The 17,482-nt window shown below is 42.2% G+C and carries 17 protein-coding genes and 1 tRNA gene; 8 read left to right on the top strand and 10 right to left on the bottom strand.

Annotated elements, in window-relative coordinates; genetic code table 11:
• Positions 1–7: 7 nt before the first annotated feature.
• The 4 genes from cmoB (at position 8) to AN395_RS04895 (ending at position 3,611) form a co-directional block, all read left to right on the top strand.
• A complete protein-coding gene (gene cmoB, locus AN395_RS04910) occupies positions 8–976 on the top strand; it encodes a tRNA 5-methoxyuridine(34)/uridine 5-oxyacetic acid(34) synthase CmoB (protein ID WP_054982276.1) in 969 nt (322 codons plus the stop codon).
• A 181-nt stretch (positions 977–1,157) separates the two neighbouring features.
• Positions 1,158–2,210 carry a phosphoribosylformylglycinamidine cyclo-ligase gene (gene purM / locus AN395_RS04905; RefSeq protein WP_029772582.1) on the top strand — a complete coding sequence of 351 codons (1,053 nt, stop codon included), beginning with the start codon at positions 1,158–1,160 and terminating at the stop codon, positions 2,208–2,210.
• Positions 2,210–2,857 carry a phosphoribosylglycinamide formyltransferase gene (purN, locus tag AN395_RS04900; RefSeq protein ID WP_004588939.1) on the top strand — a complete coding sequence of 216 codons (648 nt, stop codon included), beginning with the start codon at positions 2,210–2,212 and terminating at the stop codon, positions 2,855–2,857. The genes purM and purN overlap by 1 nt, the downstream gene beginning before the upstream one ends.
• 16 nt (positions 2,858–2,873) lie before the next feature.
• Positions 2,874–3,611, top strand: a complete 738-nt coding sequence (locus AN395_RS04895; protein ID WP_054982662.1) for a DUF3108 domain-containing protein — start codon at positions 2,874–2,876, stop codon at positions 3,609–3,611.
• 73 nt (positions 3,612–3,684) lie between these two features.
• Here the strand turns inward: AN395_RS04895 and AN395_RS04890 are convergent, their stop codons facing one another.
• Positions 3,685–4,449: a class II glutamine amidotransferase gene (locus AN395_RS04890; RefSeq protein ID WP_004587229.1), complete on the bottom strand. Its 765-nt coding sequence runs from the start codon at positions 4,447–4,449 to the stop codon at positions 3,685–3,687.
• A gap of 297 nt (positions 4,450–4,746) precedes the next feature.
• Between AN395_RS04890 and fadE the strand changes: the two genes are divergently transcribed.
• Positions 4,747–7,203 carry an acyl-CoA dehydrogenase FadE gene (gene fadE / locus AN395_RS04885; protein ID WP_004589028.1) on the top strand — a complete coding sequence of 819 codons (2,457 nt, stop codon included), beginning with the start codon at positions 4,747–4,749 and terminating at the stop codon, positions 7,201–7,203.
• A 4-nt stretch (positions 7,204–7,207) separates the two neighbouring features.
• Here fadE and AN395_RS04880 read toward each other — a convergent pair whose 3' ends face one another.
• The 5 genes from AN395_RS04880 to dnaQ form a co-directional block, all read right to left on the bottom strand.
• Complete coding sequence (locus AN395_RS04880) at positions 7,208–8,320, bottom strand: DUF6136 family protein (RefSeq protein ID WP_054982275.1); 1,113 nt, start codon at positions 8,318–8,320, stop codon at positions 7,208–7,210.
• Entirely contained in the window at positions 8,317–8,907 is a 591-nt protein-coding gene (locus tag AN395_RS04875; protein WP_004589026.1) for an ATP-binding cassette domain-containing protein, read from the bottom strand. The genes AN395_RS04880 and AN395_RS04875 overlap by 4 nt, the downstream gene beginning before the upstream one ends.
• Positions 8,908–9,351: 444 nt before the next feature.
• A tRNA-Asp gene (locus tag AN395_RS04870) sits at positions 9,352–9,428 on the bottom strand.
• 98 nt (positions 9,429–9,526) lie between these two features.
• Positions 9,527–10,897: a TIGR03503 family protein gene (locus AN395_RS04865; protein ID WP_054982274.1), complete on the bottom strand. Its 1,371-nt coding sequence runs from the start codon at positions 10,895–10,897 to the stop codon at positions 9,527–9,529.
• Positions 10,898–10,905: 8 nt separating this feature from the next.
• Positions 10,906–11,619, bottom strand: a complete 714-nt coding sequence (dnaQ, locus tag AN395_RS04860) for a DNA polymerase III subunit epsilon (protein WP_004585981.1) — start codon at positions 11,617–11,619, stop codon at positions 10,906–10,908.
• A gap of 68 nt (positions 11,620–11,687) precedes the next feature.
• Between dnaQ and rnhA the strand changes: the two genes are divergently transcribed.
• Positions 11,688–12,152, top strand: coding sequence for a ribonuclease HI (gene rnhA / locus AN395_RS04855; RefSeq protein WP_004585980.1), 465 nt, complete (start codon positions 11,688–11,690; stop codon positions 12,150–12,152).
• Between the two features lie 78 nt (positions 12,153–12,230).
• Here the strand turns inward: rnhA and AN395_RS04850 are convergent, their stop codons facing one another.
• The gene (locus AN395_RS04850; RefSeq protein WP_004585979.1) at positions 12,231–13,007 is read right to left on the bottom strand and encodes a class I SAM-dependent methyltransferase; all 777 of its coding nucleotides are present in this window, start codon (positions 13,005–13,007) and stop codon (positions 12,231–12,233) included.
• A 53-nt stretch (positions 13,008–13,060) separates the two neighbouring features.
• Between AN395_RS04850 and gloB the strand changes: the two genes are divergently transcribed.
• Together gloB and AN395_RS04840 are read left to right on the top strand one after the other, a co-directional pair.
• Positions 13,061–13,834 carry a hydroxyacylglutathione hydrolase gene (gloB, locus tag AN395_RS04845; protein WP_054982273.1) on the top strand — a complete coding sequence of 258 codons (774 nt, stop codon included), beginning with the start codon at positions 13,061–13,063 and terminating at the stop codon, positions 13,832–13,834.
• A 183-nt stretch (positions 13,835–14,017) separates the two neighbouring features.
• Complete coding sequence (locus tag AN395_RS04840; RefSeq protein ID WP_054982272.1) at positions 14,018–15,595, top strand: LysM peptidoglycan-binding domain-containing protein; 1,578 nt, start codon at positions 14,018–14,020, stop codon at positions 15,593–15,595.
• A gap of 274 nt (positions 15,596–15,869) precedes the next feature.
• Here AN395_RS04840 and AN395_RS04835 read toward each other — a convergent pair whose 3' ends face one another.
• From AN395_RS04835 to AN395_RS04825, 3 genes are read right to left on the bottom strand one after another with little or no spacing between them, the layout of a single operon-like run.
• On the bottom strand, positions 15,870–16,319 hold the full coding sequence (locus AN395_RS04835) for a flavodoxin (protein ID WP_024033689.1): 450 nt from the start codon (positions 16,317–16,319) through the stop codon (positions 15,870–15,872).
• Positions 16,319–17,083 (bottom strand): tRNA pseudouridine(65) synthase TruC, encoded by a 765-nt coding sequence (truC, locus tag AN395_RS04830; protein ID WP_054982271.1) that lies wholly within the window; start codon positions 17,081–17,083, stop codon positions 16,319–16,321. Before truC ends, AN395_RS04835 begins: the two co-directional genes overlap by 1 nt.
• Positions 17,076–17,396 (bottom strand): YqcC family protein, encoded by a 321-nt coding sequence (locus AN395_RS04825; protein ID WP_054982270.1) that lies wholly within the window; start codon positions 17,394–17,396, stop codon positions 17,076–17,078. The genes truC and AN395_RS04825 overlap by 8 nt, the downstream gene beginning before the upstream one ends.
• Positions 17,397–17,482 lie beyond the last annotated feature (86 nt).

Genomic DNA, 17,482 nt, shown 5'->3' with positions numbered 1-17,482 from the left:
GTGACTTATGTCTCAATGGTTTAACCAATTTTACGCAGCAATTGCACAAAGCCCACTTAGCCACTGGCTAGAAACCCTGCCAGCTCAATTAAAGCATTGGCAAAACGAGGCAAGCCATGGCGATTTACCAAAATGGCAAAAAGTACTTAAAAATCTGCCAGAAGTAAAAACAACCCACGTTGATATCGCCACTAAAGTAGAAATTGGCGCACCGGGGGAGATGAGCGAAGGCGAGCAAAAACAAGCCACGCATTTATTAAAACGCATGATGCCATGGCGCAAAGGCCCCTTTACTGTACACGGTATTGAAATAAACACAGAGTGGCGCAGCGATTGGAAGTGGGACCGCCTGCTTCCCCATATTGAGCCATTAAAAGGCCGCACAGTATTAGATATCGGCTGTGGCTCTGGCTATCACTTATGGCGTATGCGCGGTGAAGGCGCTGAATTTGTAGTGGGTATTGACCCTTCTGATTTATTTTTGTGTCAGTTTCAGGCCATTAAACATTACAACCCAGACGAAAACGTGCATTTATTACCATTAGGTGTAGAAGCACTACCCGAGCTTAAAGCGTTTGATACGGTGTTTTCTATGGGGGTGCTGTATCACCGCCGCTCGCCTATCGATTTTTTAGCGCAGTTAAAAGCGCAGCTTCGCCCAGGTGGCGAACTCGTACTAGAAACGTTAGTAATTGAAGGCGATGAAAACACCGTACTGGTACCTACCGACCGCTACGCAAAAATGCGCAACGTTTGGTTTATTCCAAGTACTGCTGCATTAAAACTGTGGATGGAACGCGTTGGCTTTAAAGATGTGCAAATAAAAGATTGCGCAATTACCACGCTTGATGAGCAACGTAGGACCGACTGGATGGAAAACGAATCATTAGTTGATTTTTTAGACCCAAACGATACCAGTAAAACCATTGAAGGTTACCCTGCTCCACTTAGAGCAATACTAACTGCCAAAGCATAAATAACTAAAAAGCACCCTAGGGTGCTTTTTTTGTGCAATTAACAAACTAATAGCGGACAAGTGTCCTTGTTAATTATTTCAAAACTATATTTGAGCTAGCCGCGCAGTTGCAATTGTTGTAAAATACGCGCGTTTCTAAGCTATCGAAAAGCAACCCCAAGCAATTATTTGAGGAAAACCTGTGAGCGAACAAAAACAGTCATTAAGCTATAAAGACGCGGGCGTAGATATCGACGCTGGTAATGCACTTGTTGAGCGTATTAAAGGCGTAGTTAAAAAAACGCGTCGTCCAGAAGTAATGGGCGGAATTGGTGGTTTTGGCGCTCTTTGCGAAATTCCAGAAGGTTACAAACAGCCAGTACTAGTGGCAGGTACTGACGGTGTAGGTACTAAACTACGTTTAGCTATCGACTTAAAAAAACACGACACTGTAGGTATTGATTTAGTTGCAATGTGTGTAAACGATTTAATAGTACAAGGCGCTGAACCCCTGTTTTTTCTAGATTACTATGCAACAGGTAAACTAGATGTAGACACAGCGGCCGATGTAGTAACCGGTATTGGTAAAGGCTGTGAGATTTCTGGCTGTGCCCTGATTGGCGGCGAAACAGCTGAAATGCCAGGTATGTACGATGGTGAAGACTACGACATGGCCGGTTTTTGTACCGGCGTAGTAGAAAAATCTAAAATTATTGATGGCACAAAAGTAGCAGCCGGCGATCAACTTATTGCCCTTGCCTCTAGCGGTCCGCACTCAAACGGCTTTTCTTTAATTCGTAAAGTGCTTGAAGTATCAAACGCCGATACGAACCAAGTTATTGACGGCAAAACACTAGGCGAGCACTTACTAGAGCCAACCCGTATTTACGTTAAGCCTTTACTTGAGTTATTTAAGCAAGTAGACGTGCATGCCCTATCGCATATTACTGGCGGCGGCTTTTGGGAAAACATTCCGCGTGTATTACCTGATTCTGCAAAAGCAGTAGTTAAAGGCGATAGCTGGCAGTGGCCAACCGTTTTTAACTGGTTACAAGAAAACGGCAATATTACTACGCACGAAATGTACCGTACATTTAACTGTGGTGTAGGCATGGTATTAGTAGTACCAGGCGACGCGCTAGAGCAAAGCTTAAGCATTTTAAAAGAGCTTGGCGAAAACGCATGGCACCTTGGTGAAATTCAAGATGCTGTTGCCGGCGAAGAGCAAGTAGAAATTGTAGGTGGTGCTAAGTAATGGCACCCATTCGCTTAGTGGTATTAATATCGGGTAGTGGTTCTAATTTACAAGCCATTATTGATGCCTGCGAGCGCGGCGAAATAAACGGACACATAGCGGCTGTTATAAGTAACAAAGCAGACGCTTACGGCCTTGAGCGTGCAAAACAAGCAGGTATTGCTACAAAAGTGCTCAGTCACAAAGATTTTGACTCGCGCGAGGCCTATGATGCGCAATTAATGAACGTTATTGACTCTTTTATGCCAAATCTAGTTGTATTAGCTGGGTTTATGCGTATTCTTACTCCTAGCTTAGTGCAAAAATATGTTGGAAAAATGTTGAACATTCATCCATCTTTGTTGCCTAAGTATCAGGGGCTGAATACCCACCAAAGAGCAATTGATGCAAAAGACGATGTTCATGGCGTAAGTGTTCATTTTGTAACTGAAGAGTTAGACGGCGGTCCCGTTATTCTTCAGGCGCAAATACCTGTACTCAAGGATGATACAGCAGAAACATTAGCTAAACGCGTGCACGAACAAGAGCATATAATTTATCCTTTGGTGGTCAAGTGGTTCAGTGAACACAGACTTACTATGGAAGCAGATTATGCAGTTCTTGACGAAAAACAACTTCCTGCACACGGCGCGCACTACCCACAATAAAAAAATAAGTGCCCTGCTGTTATGTGTGGGCGCTTTACTTCCTACTAGCCTAAATGCAGGCGAACTAACAGAGTATCAAGCCAGCTACGATATTTTACGCAAAGGTAAAAATCATGGCGAGGCAGTACGCGAACTTAAAAAAGTTGGCGAGCAAACGTATCAACTTACTTATCACAGCAATATTGAGTGGATGATTTTCTCTGACAAGCGAGAGGAAACCTCAGTATTTACTTTTTTAGATAACAAAGTCACTCCTCATCATTACAATATGGTGCGTACCGGCACCGGCCCAGATAAAGATTATAAAATAGACTTTGATACACAAAATAAAGTGGTCACCAGTAGTACTAGCGAATACCCGCTAAAGTGCGAATGGACTGACGAATTTCAAGATGCTATTTCGTATCAAGTACAAGTACGCGAAGGCTTAAAAAAAGGCGAAACTTATTTTTCGTTTCCGCTTATTGATAAAAAAGGCAATCGCCGCGACTACAACTTTGAAGTGGTTGGCAAAGAAATGATTTCGCTGCCAATTGGTAACGTAGAAGCTATAAAAGTAAAACGTTTATACGATAACGATAAACGCCAAGCCCTTGCCTGGTTTGCACCAGAAATGGACTACATGCTTGTACGTATGTGGAAAGGTGAAAAAGGCATGGAGCAGTTTGAAGTACAAATGAATTCATTTACCGTTACCCAGCCTGTTTCTACTCCAGTTAGCGAGAGCAGCGAAGTAAGATCAGAAGCGCCGTAAACACGGTGATAGCAAACACAAAAAAACGCGATTTTATATCGCGTTTTTTTGTGTTTGCTTTTAGGCTATTTAACTAAATTAGTTCGCCCATTTTAAATAACGCAAACTCCCCTGGCTGCATTTTTTGCCAGCGTTCGTCGTTGGTTAATGGCCGTGTAGCTATTACTGTTACTACATCGTTTGGGGTGGTTTCTTCGTTAAAATCAACTACCATATCGGCATCAATTAACGTTGCTTTACCAAATGGTGCTCGACGCGTTATGTAGTGTAAGTTATTAGTGCAGTACGCCAATACAAATACGCCATCGGTCAATAACATATTAAATACGCCCTTTTCACGTAGCGTATGCGAAAGCTTAGCCGCGTATCTAAATACAGAGGCCATATTAGAGGGACGTTTTGGGTATTTTTCACGAATTTTATCTAGCAACCAACAAAACGCCAGCTCACTGTCGGTGTTGCCCACAGGGCGATAATATTGTGGTTTTAAATCGTGATAGTTAGATAACTGCCCATTATGTGCATAGGTAATTTCGCGTCCCCAAAGCTCACGGGTAAACGGATGGGTATTTTCAAGGCACACTCGGCCACGGTTGCCTTGGCGAATATGGCTAATTACCGACACACTTTTAATGGGGTAGGCTTTTACTAGCTTGGCGATTTCTGATTGATAGCTTGGCTCAGGATCTTTAAAGGTTCTACACCCTTTACCCTCGTAAAACGTGATACCCCAGCCATCTTTATGCGGGCCAGTATTACCACCGCGCTCTAATAAACCTGAAAAACTAAAACAAATATCCGTAGGTACGTTGGCTGACATGCCAAGTAATTCACACATTAATAAACTAACCCTTAAAAAATACGTATAAATAGCGCTGTACTTTGCTGTGCGCTACAACAGACATACTTACTTAAAAAAACTTTTTTGGCTAGCTGATTTACTGATTTTTAGCGCTTAAATAATCGCTGTGATTGAATTAAACATAGCAGTGGTGCATGCTTGTTCCTTATAAAGGGAATAATGATAAGCATAATGGCTAGTTTGTCGTTAATTTAACGCTGTAATGTACTTGAAACTTACGCTCACTAGCGCTACTCTAACTGAGGTGGTCTGACCTCTATTAAGGAATAAGCAATGACACTCATATTTACACTCGGTTTAATCGCACTGCTCAGCATCGCGGTTTACCACAGAGCGAGTTGGAACACAGCACTTGGTGTTTCTGCCGCAACATTACTAATTGGTACCTTTGCAGGTGCTTTTGGTTTAATTAGCTGGTTGATCTTTTTGATCATCGCGGTTCCTCTTTCTGTTACTGGCATTCGTCAGCAATATATTATCAAGCCGATTTTTACTACCTTTAAAAAAGTAACGCCAAGCATGTCTGACACTGAAAAGTCAGCAATCGATGCCGGTACTACGTGGTGGGAAGCTGATTTGTTTTGTGGTAACCCAGATTGGAAAAAGCTACACCAATACCCAGTACCAAAGCTGACTATTGAAGAGCAAGCCTTTATTGATGGCCCTGTAGAAGTAGTATGTAGCATGCTAGATGATTGGGAAGCAACACACGAGCTTACCGATTTACCGCAAGATGTATGGCAATATCTAAAAGATAATAAATTCTTTGCCATGATCATCAAAAAAGAATACGGCGGTTTAGAGTTTTCTGCGTTTGCACAATCTTGTGTTCTGCAAAAGTTAACCAGTAAATCGACCTTACTATCGTCAATTGTAGGTGTACCTAACTCGTTAGGCCCAGGTGAATTACTACAGCACTACGGTACTGAAGATCAAAAAAATCATTATTTACCGCGCTTAGCCCAAGGCCAAGAAATTCCTTGTTTTGCATTAACCTCGCCAGAAGCAGGCTCTGACGCGAGCTCAATTCCTGATTATGGTGTAGTGTGTAAAGGGCAATGGAACGGTGAAGAAGTAGTAGGTATTAGCCTTACCTGGAACAAGCGCTACATTACTCTTGCACCAGTGGCTACAGTACTTGGTCTTGCCTTTAAGCTACAAGATCCAGATGGTTTACTAAGCGACAACAAAGAGCCAGGCATTACCTGTGCACTTATTCCAACTAACACGCCAGGTGTTGAAATTGGTCGTCGCCACTTCCCGCTTAACGTACCATTTCAAAACGGCCCGACCCGCGGTAAAGACATTTTTGTACCCCTTGATTACATTATTGGTGGCCCAGAAATGGCTGGCCAAGGCTGGCGCATGCTGGTTGAATGTTTATCGGTTGGCCGTGCAATTACATTGCCATCAAACTCTGCCGGTGGGATTAAAACGATTGCCGTAGCAACAGGCGCATATAGCCGTATTCGTCGTCAGTTCCGTTTACCAATTGGTAAAATGGAAGGTGTTGAAGAGTCACTGGCTAAACTTGCAGGTTACGCTTACAGCTCAGATGCAGCGGTTAGTATGTCAACGGGTGCGGTAGATTTAGGTGAAAAGCCATCGGTTGTTTCAGCTATTATTAAATATCACCTTACCGAGCAAATGCGCGAGTCGACCATTCATGCAATGGACGTACTGGGCGGTAAAGGGATTATGCTTGGGCCAAATAACTATTTAGGTCGTGGCTATCAAGGTGCCCCTATTGCTATAACAGTAGAAGGTGCCAACATCTTGACCCGTAATATGATTATTTATGGTCAAGGTGCAATTCGCTGTCATCCATTTGTACTAACCGAGCTTGGTGCTTGTGAAATTGAAGACCGCGAAGAAGCGCTTAACGTATTTGATAAAGCGCTAATGGGCCACATTGGCTTTACAATGTCGAACCTTGTACGCACTAAGTGGCTTGCGCTTACCGGTGCACGTTTTACTAGCGTACCGTACAAAGACGACACCGCAGAGTTTTACCGTATAGCATCACGCTTTAGTGCATCGCTTGCGCTTATGTCTGACATTAGCATGGCGGTATTTGGTGGCTCGCTTAAACGTAAAGAACGTATTTCAGCACGTTTAGGTGACTTACTAAGTTACTTATATTTAGTGTCTGCAACGCTTAAACGTTATAACGACGAAGGCCGTAAACAAGAAGATTTAGCCCTAGTAAAATGGAGCTGTCAGGATCATCTTTACCACTGCCAACGTGCCCTTGCTGATTTAATCAATAACATGCCCTCTGCCCCATTACGTGGCGTATTAAAAGTATTGTTATTCCCGTTTGGTCGCCCGGTTCGTAAACCTACCGACAAACTTGAGCATAAACTAGCACAACTACTTCAAGTACCTAGCGAAACGCGTAACCGTTTAGCAAGCTATGTTTACTTAAAAGATGAGCCACTAAACCTAGTTGGCCGTCAAGAGCAAACACTTAAAGACGTACTGGCTGTAGAGCCGTTATTTGAACGAGTATGTAAAGAAAAAGGCCTTAAACTGCCATTCTTCCAACTTGATAAAGTAGCGCAAATGGGTCTTGAAGCTGGCATATTAAGCCAAGCAGAAGCTGATAAATTAGCCGCTGTTGAAAAAGCCCGCTTAGACGTAATTAACGTTGATGACTTTGACCCAGCTGATTTATTAGCAGGCAAAGCCGCACGTAAAAGTGAAGACAGCAAAGCAGATGCAGCTTAACCCGTTAGGTTAACGCAGCCAACAGTCCGCCTGTTGTGATCATCCAAACCAGCGCGTAATGCGCTGGTTTTTTTTGCACGATAGCTTGTTGGAGTGCGCACCAAATAATGCCAGTTAATAGCAACAAGCCACTTGCTTGGTTGAATAAAGCAAAAAAACCAATAAGCGAAAGTAAGAGCACAATTAAACTAGGAACAAATTGGCCAATAAAAAATGCTGTTTGCTTATTCTGCATTTTAAAAAACACACTATATTGTTGATGTAGATGACTACAATCAAATTGTAATGAACTACTAAACAACACCACAAAAGCTAGTGACAAAATACTAAATATATCAGCTAAATTAGCGCGCTCTTGTAGTAGTACCTCAAATGCCATAAATACGCACAACAATAAAGCACCTCGCCAAATCAAGGTCCAGCTGTTGTGTATAAAAAACATTAGCCAAAAGCCTGTAAGTGAGCTTAGCTCTAACTTAGCTGCAAAATTAAAAGGTACCATGAAGGTGCTTAAGGCAAATAACAGCACAAAGCCACACTGATAAGTCAGTGGACTTACATCAAACGGTAACATTAGCCACATTGCAGATAACAAAAATCCATAAACAAGCGCTATTGGCTTGTATAAGCATAAAATGCCGAGGATAAATTGTAATAGTAAAAACACCAAAAAATGCGGCACCCTAAGCCACTGGTTTATGCTCAGCTCAATCGCGATAACAAGGCTTGCAATCAACCAGCCATTACTTAACAGCAAAAGCTTTATATCCACCAAACCAAGCCAAAACCGCTTTACCAATGTCTGTTGAAACGCTCGTTGGGCTGAGTTTTTTATTGCGGACTTCATTGCGCTTAACATTACACTTTGTAGCAACAAATACAGCCAAGCCATTTGCGCACCATATTGAGGTGCATCACTACTATCAATAATTTTTCCCAGCCCTAAAAAAAGTAGCAATATCAATCCCAACACTGACGAGCCCAACACCACTAAAAATAACAACCCAAAGCTTTTCAGTTGTAATAATAATTGTGTAAGTTCAGTCTTGTATGCCTGAAAACGATAATCCATAAAAGAGCGGTACTGGCCAATTGATTGTTTTAAATTTGCAATCATAAAGGCATACACTCAAAGCCATGTAGTAAAAAAGGCTCGGGCTCGTGACAGGTGATAATTATTTGACCTTGTGGCTTATTTACTAAATATTCATCAAGTAAAATTAATAAATACTCAATACTCGCCTGATCAAGCGCTGCACTGGGTTCATCTAACAGTAAATACGGTGCATCGCGCATAAGCGCTAAAATTAACTGACACTTCTTTTGGTTACCTGATGATAGGGCGTCAAAGCGCGTATTTAGAAATTCATTAAAATTAAACCCATCGACTATAGCTGTTGGCCAACAACAGCCAAATGTATTTGAGGATAAGTTAATTATTTGCTTTGCTGTTAAAAAGTCGGGTAAAGCAATACTGTCAGAGGCTATAGCAACTTGCTTATGTGGTTCGGTTAATGCATTTCCAGAAAACAAAAGCTCACCACTTTCGTAAGTTTCAAGCCCCGCTAACATCATCAATAGAGTTGTTTTCCCTTGGCCATTAGGTGCTTCGATGCACACTTTTTGGCTGCTAAACACTTTATTGTAATCACGATAAACCACGTTGGTAACAAACTGCTTATTTAAGCCAATCACTTCAATCATAAAATATCCCTATAAGTAAGCGTGATATTATAAATAAACTTTTATGAGAAACAAAACCCATCACCACAGCTTTAAAACAACACTAACGGGAAAGTAACGTCGCTTTCTAATAGCGATAAATCTTTTAGCAAAGTGCAACAGTATCAGAAGCTCTGAAAAAGCTTGTGACATCAACAGCGTTCCTCTCTAACACTTCACTATAAAGATAAGCTTTTTACATCTGCGGCGCTATGACTTAGCCTCAAGCCATATAACTACTTTAAAGGACAATTTGAATTCTGATAACACGTAAAGCTATGAACTAAACTAAAAATTAAGCTATGAGTTTTTAATTCAAATCTACTACGGTTTACGTGTAAATTATGGCTGATAGCTGATAAAAAATTATATTTGGATTAGTTAATAAGGAAATTATTTATTGCTTGCTATTGAGGAAATAACAAGTGGCGGAGTGGACGGGACTCGAACCCGCGACCCCCGGCGTGACAGGCCGGTATTCTAACCAACTGAACTACCACTCCGCATTTTCGTTTCTGCTTAGGTCTCCCTTTGCAGCGGCGTGAATAATACGAATCAGCCCCTACTTCGTCAAGGGCTTTTTTGTTTTTTTACAGGTTTTTTAGTCATCTGACATCGAAAGGTTTAAAATTTCACCTGATTTGTCACTTTTTGAGCCATTTTTGCCGACTTGATTTTTTTCTGCATCGGCGTTGCTCTCATCGTTTACTTTCTTTTTGTTTAAAAAAGGCAGTTTAAAGTTAAATTTGATTGGCTTTTTCTGTACAAAAATACGAATTGCTAACCACCCTAACAATAAAATGAGCAAATTACAGCCCACGATTAAAGTCACTAATGTAGAAGTGGCCATTTTTTCTTCAACGGGTTCAGCTTCCAAGGCCAGATTTTGATCAATAAGCGTAGCAGGGTCTATTTCTGGTACTGCTTCTATTGGCCTTTCTATCTCAAATTTGTATGTTGGTATTGTGGCCATAAACTCACGACCGTTTATATTAGTGCCAAAAACAGACAGTTCAACGCTGTATCTTCCCCAATCATAGTTTTTAATTGCTAGTTGGCGTGTATCACCCGCTTGCGCGTCAATTGTAAACATTTGCTCTTCATTATTAGGGTAATAAATTTTTCCCTGCACAATAACGGTTTCAGGTTTAACTATGTTGCTATCTATATTAATAGTTAGCTGGTGATCGTCAGTATCAAGCTCTGCCAGTGCGACCTCAGATTTAAATGGCGGTTCATGCACAATGATAGGGTCTTGCACAATGCGTCGCTGTAATAAGGGGGTCGCTATATAGAGTTCTGGTGTCCACTGCCCTGCAGGAAAGTCTAATTTAAATTCGCCAGTAAACACTCCATCGTTAGGGCGTTCATCAAAGCCGCGGCCATCGTCTTTAAATTCGGCAACTTCTTGAGTGCCTGCACCAAAGTTTGCATAGCTTTCATCGTTGGTACTTACAAAGTCAACGTTTAGGCTAACTACATCTGTGAATAAGTTAGCATCGATAGGCTCATCATCATTTAAAATTTCGCCCGTTATTTTTATTGTCTCGCCTCTAAATAACATAGGAGGTAATGGCTGTGCTTTTAAAGACACTTCCCCTAACACCACAATGCGGCTGTCGGGCAAAATGCGGCCAATAACTTGCCATGGGCCAGCCATCGGTTTTTTTATGGTGATTAAGTCGTAACTAAGCTCATCAAACCAATCGAGGTTGGGATCTTTAACGGCGTTAGTGGCAAAGTACTTGCTGCCATCGGGCCTGACTAAAATAACCGCGGGCGAACCTGCCTTTCTAAAAAATAGTAAGGTTATTTCGTCTAATTGGCTGTCTATCCGAAAACGGTTATCTAGCAGCGGTATTTCATTTTGTTCGCCGTCGCGTTTAAGCAGCTCTACTTGCTTAACGGCAAACGCACTGGCGCTAAACAGTAAGGTGGCGCACAGTACAGTTATAAAATACATCGTTTTCATAGTTGGCCTTATTCAGCGCGCCATAAACAGTGGCCGCCTTCTTTGTCTACAAGATCGAGTCGTGCTTCGTGTGCGCTTTGCTCAGCGTCGTTTGCGCGCAATACAACTAAAGGTGCTCGGTCACTACTTAAGCGTCTTATGCCACCAGTCTGTTGCTCGCTGCCGTCATCTTTATTTTGGTTTAAGTTTAGCTTGGTTTGCCCGCCCGTCATGGCAAGGTAAACATCGGCTAAAATTTCAGAATCCAGTAATGCGCCGTGTAATGTTCGTTTTGCGTTGTCTATATCGTAACGGCGGCACAAAGCATCTAGGTTGTTCTTTTGACCAGGATGCAAATCACGCGCCATTTTAAGGGTGTCGAGAACTTGGCAGTACTCGTGCGTATTTGGGTAGCCTTGGTTAAGCAGCGCAAACTCGTTATCCATATGGCCCACATCGAACGGGGCGTTATGTATTACAAGCTCTGCACCTTTAATGTAGTCAAAAAACTCTTGCGCTATATCGCGGTAAAGTGGTTTATCACGTAAAAACTCGTTGGTAATACCGTGAACATCTATTGCTTCTTCTTCAATGCTGCGTTGTGGGTTAATGTAAACATGAAAATTATTACCGGTTAAACGTCGGTTTATTAATTCTACACACCCAATTTCTATAATCCGGTGCCCCTGTTTGGGGTCGATGCCGGTGGTTTCTGTATCTAAAACTATTTGTCTACGTGCCATATCGAATTTAGCCTGACTCTGGTATCTTTCTATAATCACTTTATTGTACATAATATCAAGGTAAAACAGTGCAAAAAACCGTAGAGATTTACACCGATGGCTCATGTTTAGGTAATCCGGGCCCTGGTGGTTATGGTATTTTTATGATTTATAACGGCCACGAAAAAAAATTAAGCCAAGGGTATAAGCTCACCACAAACAACCGTATGGAAATGCTCGCTGCCATTGTTGCCCTTGAATCACTCACCCGCCCTTGCACCGTTAACCTCACCACAGATAGCCAGTATGTTAAGCAGGGTATTGAGTCGTGGATTGCAAATTGGAAAAAACGGGGCTGGCAAACATCGGCAAAAAAGCCGGTTAAAAATGTTGATTTATGGAAGCGACTTGATAGCGCTTGTAGCGAGCACACGGTTACATGGAAATGGGTAAAGGGACATAGCGGGCATAAATATAACGAAATAGTTGACGATTTGGCACGTGACGCTGCAGGCAGTAGCAACCTACTTGATGATGTAGGGTATCAGCCTTAACCCGTTAAAGCTTTCGCACTTTTTAATGCCATGAATGTAAAGCTCATGGCTGGGTTAAAAAGTGCGTACTTACATTATTTAACTATTATTATTTTTTTGCTCACACTGTTTAAAGTGCTGCTTTGAGGTTTGTCTAAGCCCAGCCCCTTTTACAGGTGAAAACTGCGGCCTTGCATGCCACTTAGGTTTTATAGGCGTAAGCGGAGCCACGCGTTTTCGCGCCACCAGCATATACACACTCCCCATAGGTTTTAAATACTGTTTGGCAAAACTGCGCCAAAATGCAAACCGTGAAAGCCTGTTACCACGCGCAAGAGATGAGTAAATAAAGCGCTCATCGCTAATAATTTCAAACCCCAATAAATTAAGCCAATCTTTTACCCGCGCAGGCGTAAAAAAACGCCCCGTCCACGGCAGCTTTTGGCCGCTAAAAGGCAACATTTGCGCCAATCCACATAAACTAAACGGATTAAATCCGGTAATAACAATGTAACCACCGGGTATAAGTGTGCGATGCGCCTCGCGTAATATGTGATGTGGGTCTGAGTGATACTCTAAGCAGTGGCTTAAAATACACGCATCAACACTGTGCTCATAAAAAGGCAGTTCGTCTATATCGGCTATTACACCTGTGTAAGGCCCCTCTTCGGCAACACATACTTGGTGTTTTATAGTGCTTACGCTGGTATTAAGCTCGCCACTTAAATTACCTAATTTAAGCATATGGTAACCAAACATACGCGGCAGCCATTGATCCATTTTTTGTTCAATGTCAGCACGTAAATAATCCCCATGAGGGAACTGCTGCCATGACAGCGGTTTGGGTCCTTCTTGAAAACTAAGGGCTGGTTTCATTTTTATAGCTCGTTATACTAGGTGTTACCCGTCACTTTATAGAGCAAATTAATATGGTGCAAGTTAAAGCAATTAAAGCATTTTCTGACAATTATATTTGGTGTTTAACTACCCATAATAGCGACCTAGCGTGGGTGGTTGACCCAGGCGACGCTCAGCCCGTTATAGCGCATTTAGCAGAGCATAACTTACAACTTGGTGGCATTTTAATTACCCATCATCATAGCGATCATACCGGTGGCGTAGCCGAGCTTGTAAAACAGTTTTCAAACATTGCAGTGTACGGTCCTATAAACAGTCCGTTTGCGGGGATCACCAATACACTGGTTGATGGCGATAGTATTGAGGTATTGGGTACGCGTTTTAACATTATTACCACCCCTGGCCATACCCTTGATCACATTTGTTATATTCATGAAGAGTTGGCTTTTACAGGCGATACCCTTTTTAGTGGGGGCTGTGGGCGATTATTTGAAGGGACGCCTGAGCAAATGTGGGAGTCGTTTAATAAGCTGCGTGAGCTACCTAAAAGCTGCAAAGTGTATTGCACGCATGAATATACACAAGCCAATTTAGCATTTGCAAAAGCCGTAGAGCCGCGTAACCCTGAACTACTCCAATACAGCGATAAAGTTGATGCACAGCGTGCTAAGGGCGAAATTACACTGCCAAGTACAATAGGCCAAGAGCTTAAAGTTAATCCGTTTATGCGCAGCGACCTACCTACTATTACAGAGTTAATTCCAAAAGAATTTGTGTTGGTTACAAAAAACAATGAACCATGGGAAAACTTTGCAAGTCTGAGACGATTCAAAGACAACTTTTAGTTAAGATATGTTGACCTGTTGTAATTAATTTTGCAGCATCGTGGTTAGGTATATCCTAGGTAAAACCATTGGTTTAAAAATAGCGAATGGTTTTATCAACATGTTAAAGTTGGTCGTTAAGTGGCAATGTTGACTCATAACGGGTAGTATTCGCCGAGTTTTTTACCTGATGTATTGGTATATATGAATAAATCTCCTCTATTAATTGCCTTGGCGCTTGCGCTAAGTGGTTGTCAAACATTAACAACCGTAGATTCAGACGCACAAGCTGCTACCCAAGCAAATAAGCGCTTAGAAGGCGCAAGCCCTAACGATATTAACAATGCATTGATGGTAAACGCCCAATATCAACACGTTGAGCAGAGCGAAGACGCCCCCGTTTTTGATGATGTGTGGGAGCGCATTCGCTACCAACTGTCTATTGATGTACCGCAAAACCGCCCTGTTGTTACCGAGCGTAATTACTATGCGCGTCATCAAGCTTATTTAGACCGCATTTCAAAACGCGCAGAACCTTACTTACATTTTATTGTTGAAGAAGTAGAAAAGCGCGAAATGCCTATCGAAATCGCCCTTTTACCTATTGTAGAAAGCGCATTTGACCCATTTGGCTACTCTAATCGCAGTGCTTCGGGTATTTGGCAATTTATGCCAGCCACTGGTGAGCGTTTTGATTTAAAACAAAACTGGTGGTACGACGGCCGACGCGACATAGTGCAATCTACGCGTGCTGCCCTTGATTACTTATCGTATTTACACAAAACCCTTGAAGGCGATTGGTTAAACGCCATTGCCGCTTATAATTCAGGCGAAGGGCGTTTAATGCGTGCGATTAAAAAAAATCGTAAAAAGCATTTACCAACAGACTTTTGGTCCCTCGACTTACCAAGCGAAACCACCGCGTATGTACCAAAGCTTTTAGCCCTTGCCGATTTATTAAAACGCGCTGATGAGTTTAATGTAAAGTGGAAACCGGTTATCAACGCGCAAGTTGTAGAAGTGGTTGATGTAGGCACACAGATTGACCTTGCACTGGCCGCAGATATGGCCGATATGACTCTTACTGAGCTATACAGGTTAAACCCAGGCTTTAACCGCTGGGCGACCGACCCTAACGGTCCGCATTTTTTACTATTACCCACCGATAAAGCGGAAAAATTCAGCCAAAAGCTGGCGCAAACCGATGTTAAAGACCGCTTACGCTGGCAGCAATACACTGTGGCGCGCGGAGATAGCCTATCGGTTATTGCTAAAAAGTTTACCACCAGTACCAGTGCTATTCGCTCGCTTAATAAATTAAAGTCAAACACCATACGTATTGGCCAACAGTTATTAGTACCCTTAACCGATGGCGCAATTAATAGCGAACATTTACCTAAGCAAATGCGTTTAGCTGCTAATAAAGCCACCCGTACTAAGTTGTCGCACACGGTTAAAAGTGGCGACACCCTGTGGGACATTAGTCGTGAATACGATGTCACCATGGATGAGCTGGCCTCGTGGAATAAACTGAAGAAAAACTCAGTATTGCGCTTAAATCAAAAGCTCACTGTTTATAAATCAGCGAGTAAACCACAGGCAACTGCAAGTACTAATCGCACCATTACGTACAAAGTACGCCGTGGTGACTCGCTTGCTCGTATTGCGTCTAAATTTGATTTAACCGTGAACGAAATTATTAAGTGGAATAACTTAGCCGGCCAAAAGTATTTACAGCCTGGCCAAAAGTTAAAACTTAAGGTTGATGTAAGAAGTAGTTAACCAACGGTTTAATAACTAAAAAAGGAGCGCATGCGCTCCTTTTTTTGTACATATAAGCAGTTAATACCAATTCGCTTAATTAAATGCTCTATTTTGAGGCCGGAAAAACGTGTTAATAGCTAGACAATAAATTCGCTATTTAGTTGTTCTCGGCAATTGCTCCTGCATGGCTCTACCTTCTGCATCCATGCGGTCGTAAATGAGCATTTTTTAACGCAGCTAGCGACACGTTTAACCCCGCAAAATGATTAAGCATTATTGCGCATTGGTGTTACTAAGCTGGTAATTTTTCAAGCCATGCTTTTAACCACGGCTCTGCTACAGGCCATGGCTCAAAGTCTTCGCAGGCATCTATTTCTAAACGGTTTCCTACCGGCTTAGCTTGCAAGTCACGTAGTAGCTCATCAAAGCTGCGCCCTGCACCGCAAAACGTATCGCCGTAGCATCTATCGCCCATGGCTATAACACCAAATGGCTTATCAGTTAGCATCGGAAATGTGCTATTCATAGCAAAGTAGAGCCCAGCTAAATTGCTAGGTACATCGCCTTGTCCTGTGGTAGAGGTAACAACTAATATATGTGAGGCGTTTTTTATATCATCAAGTGAGGCTTCACTAATAACGCTCGCAGTGTGCCCCGCTTTTTCAATTGTATTTGCAACGTCGTAGCTTAAACGTTCTGCTCCGCCGTTAACGCTGCCTACAAAAATACTAATATGTGCCATTAATAATCCTTTTCTTGCTGTGGCCAACCTAGTTGCTTACATATACTAAGCATGTCTTCACCTAGTGGCGCTTTAATTACGATGGGTTTATGCGTGTAAGGGTGCACAAAACTAAGCTGCGTTGCAAATAGCATTAACCGCCTCAGTGCAAAATGCTCCCTAAAAAATTGATTATGCTGGTTATCACCATGGTTTACATCACCAATAATAGGTATTGATAAATGATTAAGGTGGCGCCTAATTTGATGCTTTCGCCCTGTTTTTGGAAAACACTCTACGAGCGAGTAACGCACCGTGGGGTATTTACCAATAGGAATTGGTAGCGTGGCTTGATGCAGACAATTAAATTGCGTTTGCGCCGCTTGTGGCGCTTTATTTTGCGTGGCAAATTTGTCAGCTATTTTATCAAGATCTTCTTTTAACGGTTTATCTAAAAACACCGATTCAGGCGCAAAACCACGTACAAGCGCTAAATAACGCTTTGTAATAGTGCCTTCAATAAATAGCTTGTTCATGTCTCGGGCAGATTCTGAACTTAAAGCAAATAGCAGCACACCTGATGTTGGTCTATCTAGCCTATGCACCGGAAATACATGTTGCCCTAATTGGTCGCGCAGCATTTGCATTGCAAACTGGGTTTCATGTTTATCTAAAAAAGAGCGATGAACCAATAAGCCTGAGGGCTTATCTATGGCCACAAAGTATTCGTCTTGGTAAAGAATATTAAGCTCGCCGTACTCTACAAGTTCACCCTTTTCAGTCATGGGGTTTACCTAAAAAAGCATCAAGTTCACTAAGTAGCGTTATAATTTCGCCGCTGCCCGTTTTACCCACTAACGCCATCTCTGCCATAGGCGCAATGGCAAAATTTTGCGGCAATGGTTGGTTAAGCGTTATTAATTGCTGCATTTTTTCAATAAATACAAACTGTAACCATTGCTCAAATGCCATAGTATCGTGACAAAAAGGCACTTGAGATTGTAATTTATGCGCCTCTATTGGCGTGCTTTGCCACAGCTTATGTTTTTTTAAAAGTGTGCTTAATTGGTTTAAATAAGCCTGCGTTTGCTGATACATAACCACTCTTCTTTTTACGTTATAGGGCAATTATACCCTGTTCCCTCAATGCCTGCTATGGCGTATAATTGAGGCAATTTTGCAGT

The sequence above is a fragment of the Pseudoalteromonas sp. P1-30 genome, from assembly GCF_001400005.1.
Taxonomy (GTDB): Bacteria; Pseudomonadota; Gammaproteobacteria; order Enterobacterales; family Alteromonadaceae; genus Pseudoalteromonas; species Pseudoalteromonas atlantica.
This window is presented reverse-complemented; position numbering and strand designations above follow the sequence as displayed.

What these genes read in the sequence shown, in the direction of transcription:
- dnaQ (WP_004585981.1), bottom strand. Translation starts at nt 11,619, where the DNA reads ATGGCACGTAGACAAATAGTTTTAGATACAGAAACCACCGGCATCGAC.
- AN395_RS04890 (WP_004587229.1), bottom strand. Translation starts at nt 4,449, where the DNA reads ATGTGTGAATTACTTGGCATGTCAGCCAACGTACCTACGGATATTTGT.
- AN395_RS04880 (WP_054982275.1), bottom strand. Translation starts at nt 8,320, where the DNA reads ATGATTGCAAATTTAAAACAATCAATTGGCCAGTACCGCTCTTTTATG.
- AN395_RS04865 (WP_054982274.1), bottom strand. Translation starts at nt 10,897, where the DNA reads ATGAAAACGATGTATTTTATAACTGTACTGTGCGCCACCTTACTGTTT.
- cmoB (WP_054982276.1), top strand. Translation starts at nt 8, where the DNA reads ATGTCTCAATGGTTTAACCAATTTTACGCAGCAATTGCACAAAGCCCA.
- fadE (WP_004589028.1), top strand. Translation starts at nt 4,747, where the DNA reads ATGACACTCATATTTACACTCGGTTTAATCGCACTGCTCAGCATCGCG.
- AN395_RS04825 (WP_054982270.1), bottom strand. Translation starts at nt 17,396, where the DNA reads ATGTATCAGCAAACGCAGGCTTATTTAAACCAATTAAGCACACTTTTA.
- AN395_RS04835 (WP_024033689.1), bottom strand. Translation starts at nt 16,319, where the DNA reads ATGGCACATATTAGTATTTTTGTAGGCAGCGTTAACGGCGGAGCAGAA.
- AN395_RS04875 (WP_004589026.1), bottom strand. Translation starts at nt 8,907, where the DNA reads ATGATTGAAGTGATTGGCTTAAATAAGCAGTTTGTTACCAACGTGGTT.
- truC (WP_054982271.1), bottom strand. Translation starts at nt 17,083, where the DNA reads ATGACTGAAAAGGGTGAACTTGTAGAGTACGGCGAGCTTAATATTCTT.
- gloB (WP_054982273.1), top strand. Translation starts at nt 13,061, where the DNA reads ATGGTGCAAGTTAAAGCAATTAAAGCATTTTCTGACAATTATATTTGG.
- purN (WP_004588939.1), top strand. Translation starts at nt 2,210, where the DNA reads ATGGCACCCATTCGCTTAGTGGTATTAATATCGGGTAGTGGTTCTAAT.
- AN395_RS04850 (WP_004585979.1), bottom strand. Translation starts at nt 13,007, where the DNA reads ATGAAACCAGCCCTTAGTTTTCAAGAAGGACCCAAACCGCTGTCATGG.
- AN395_RS04840 (WP_054982272.1), top strand. Translation starts at nt 14,018, where the DNA reads ATGAATAAATCTCCTCTATTAATTGCCTTGGCGCTTGCGCTAAGTGGT.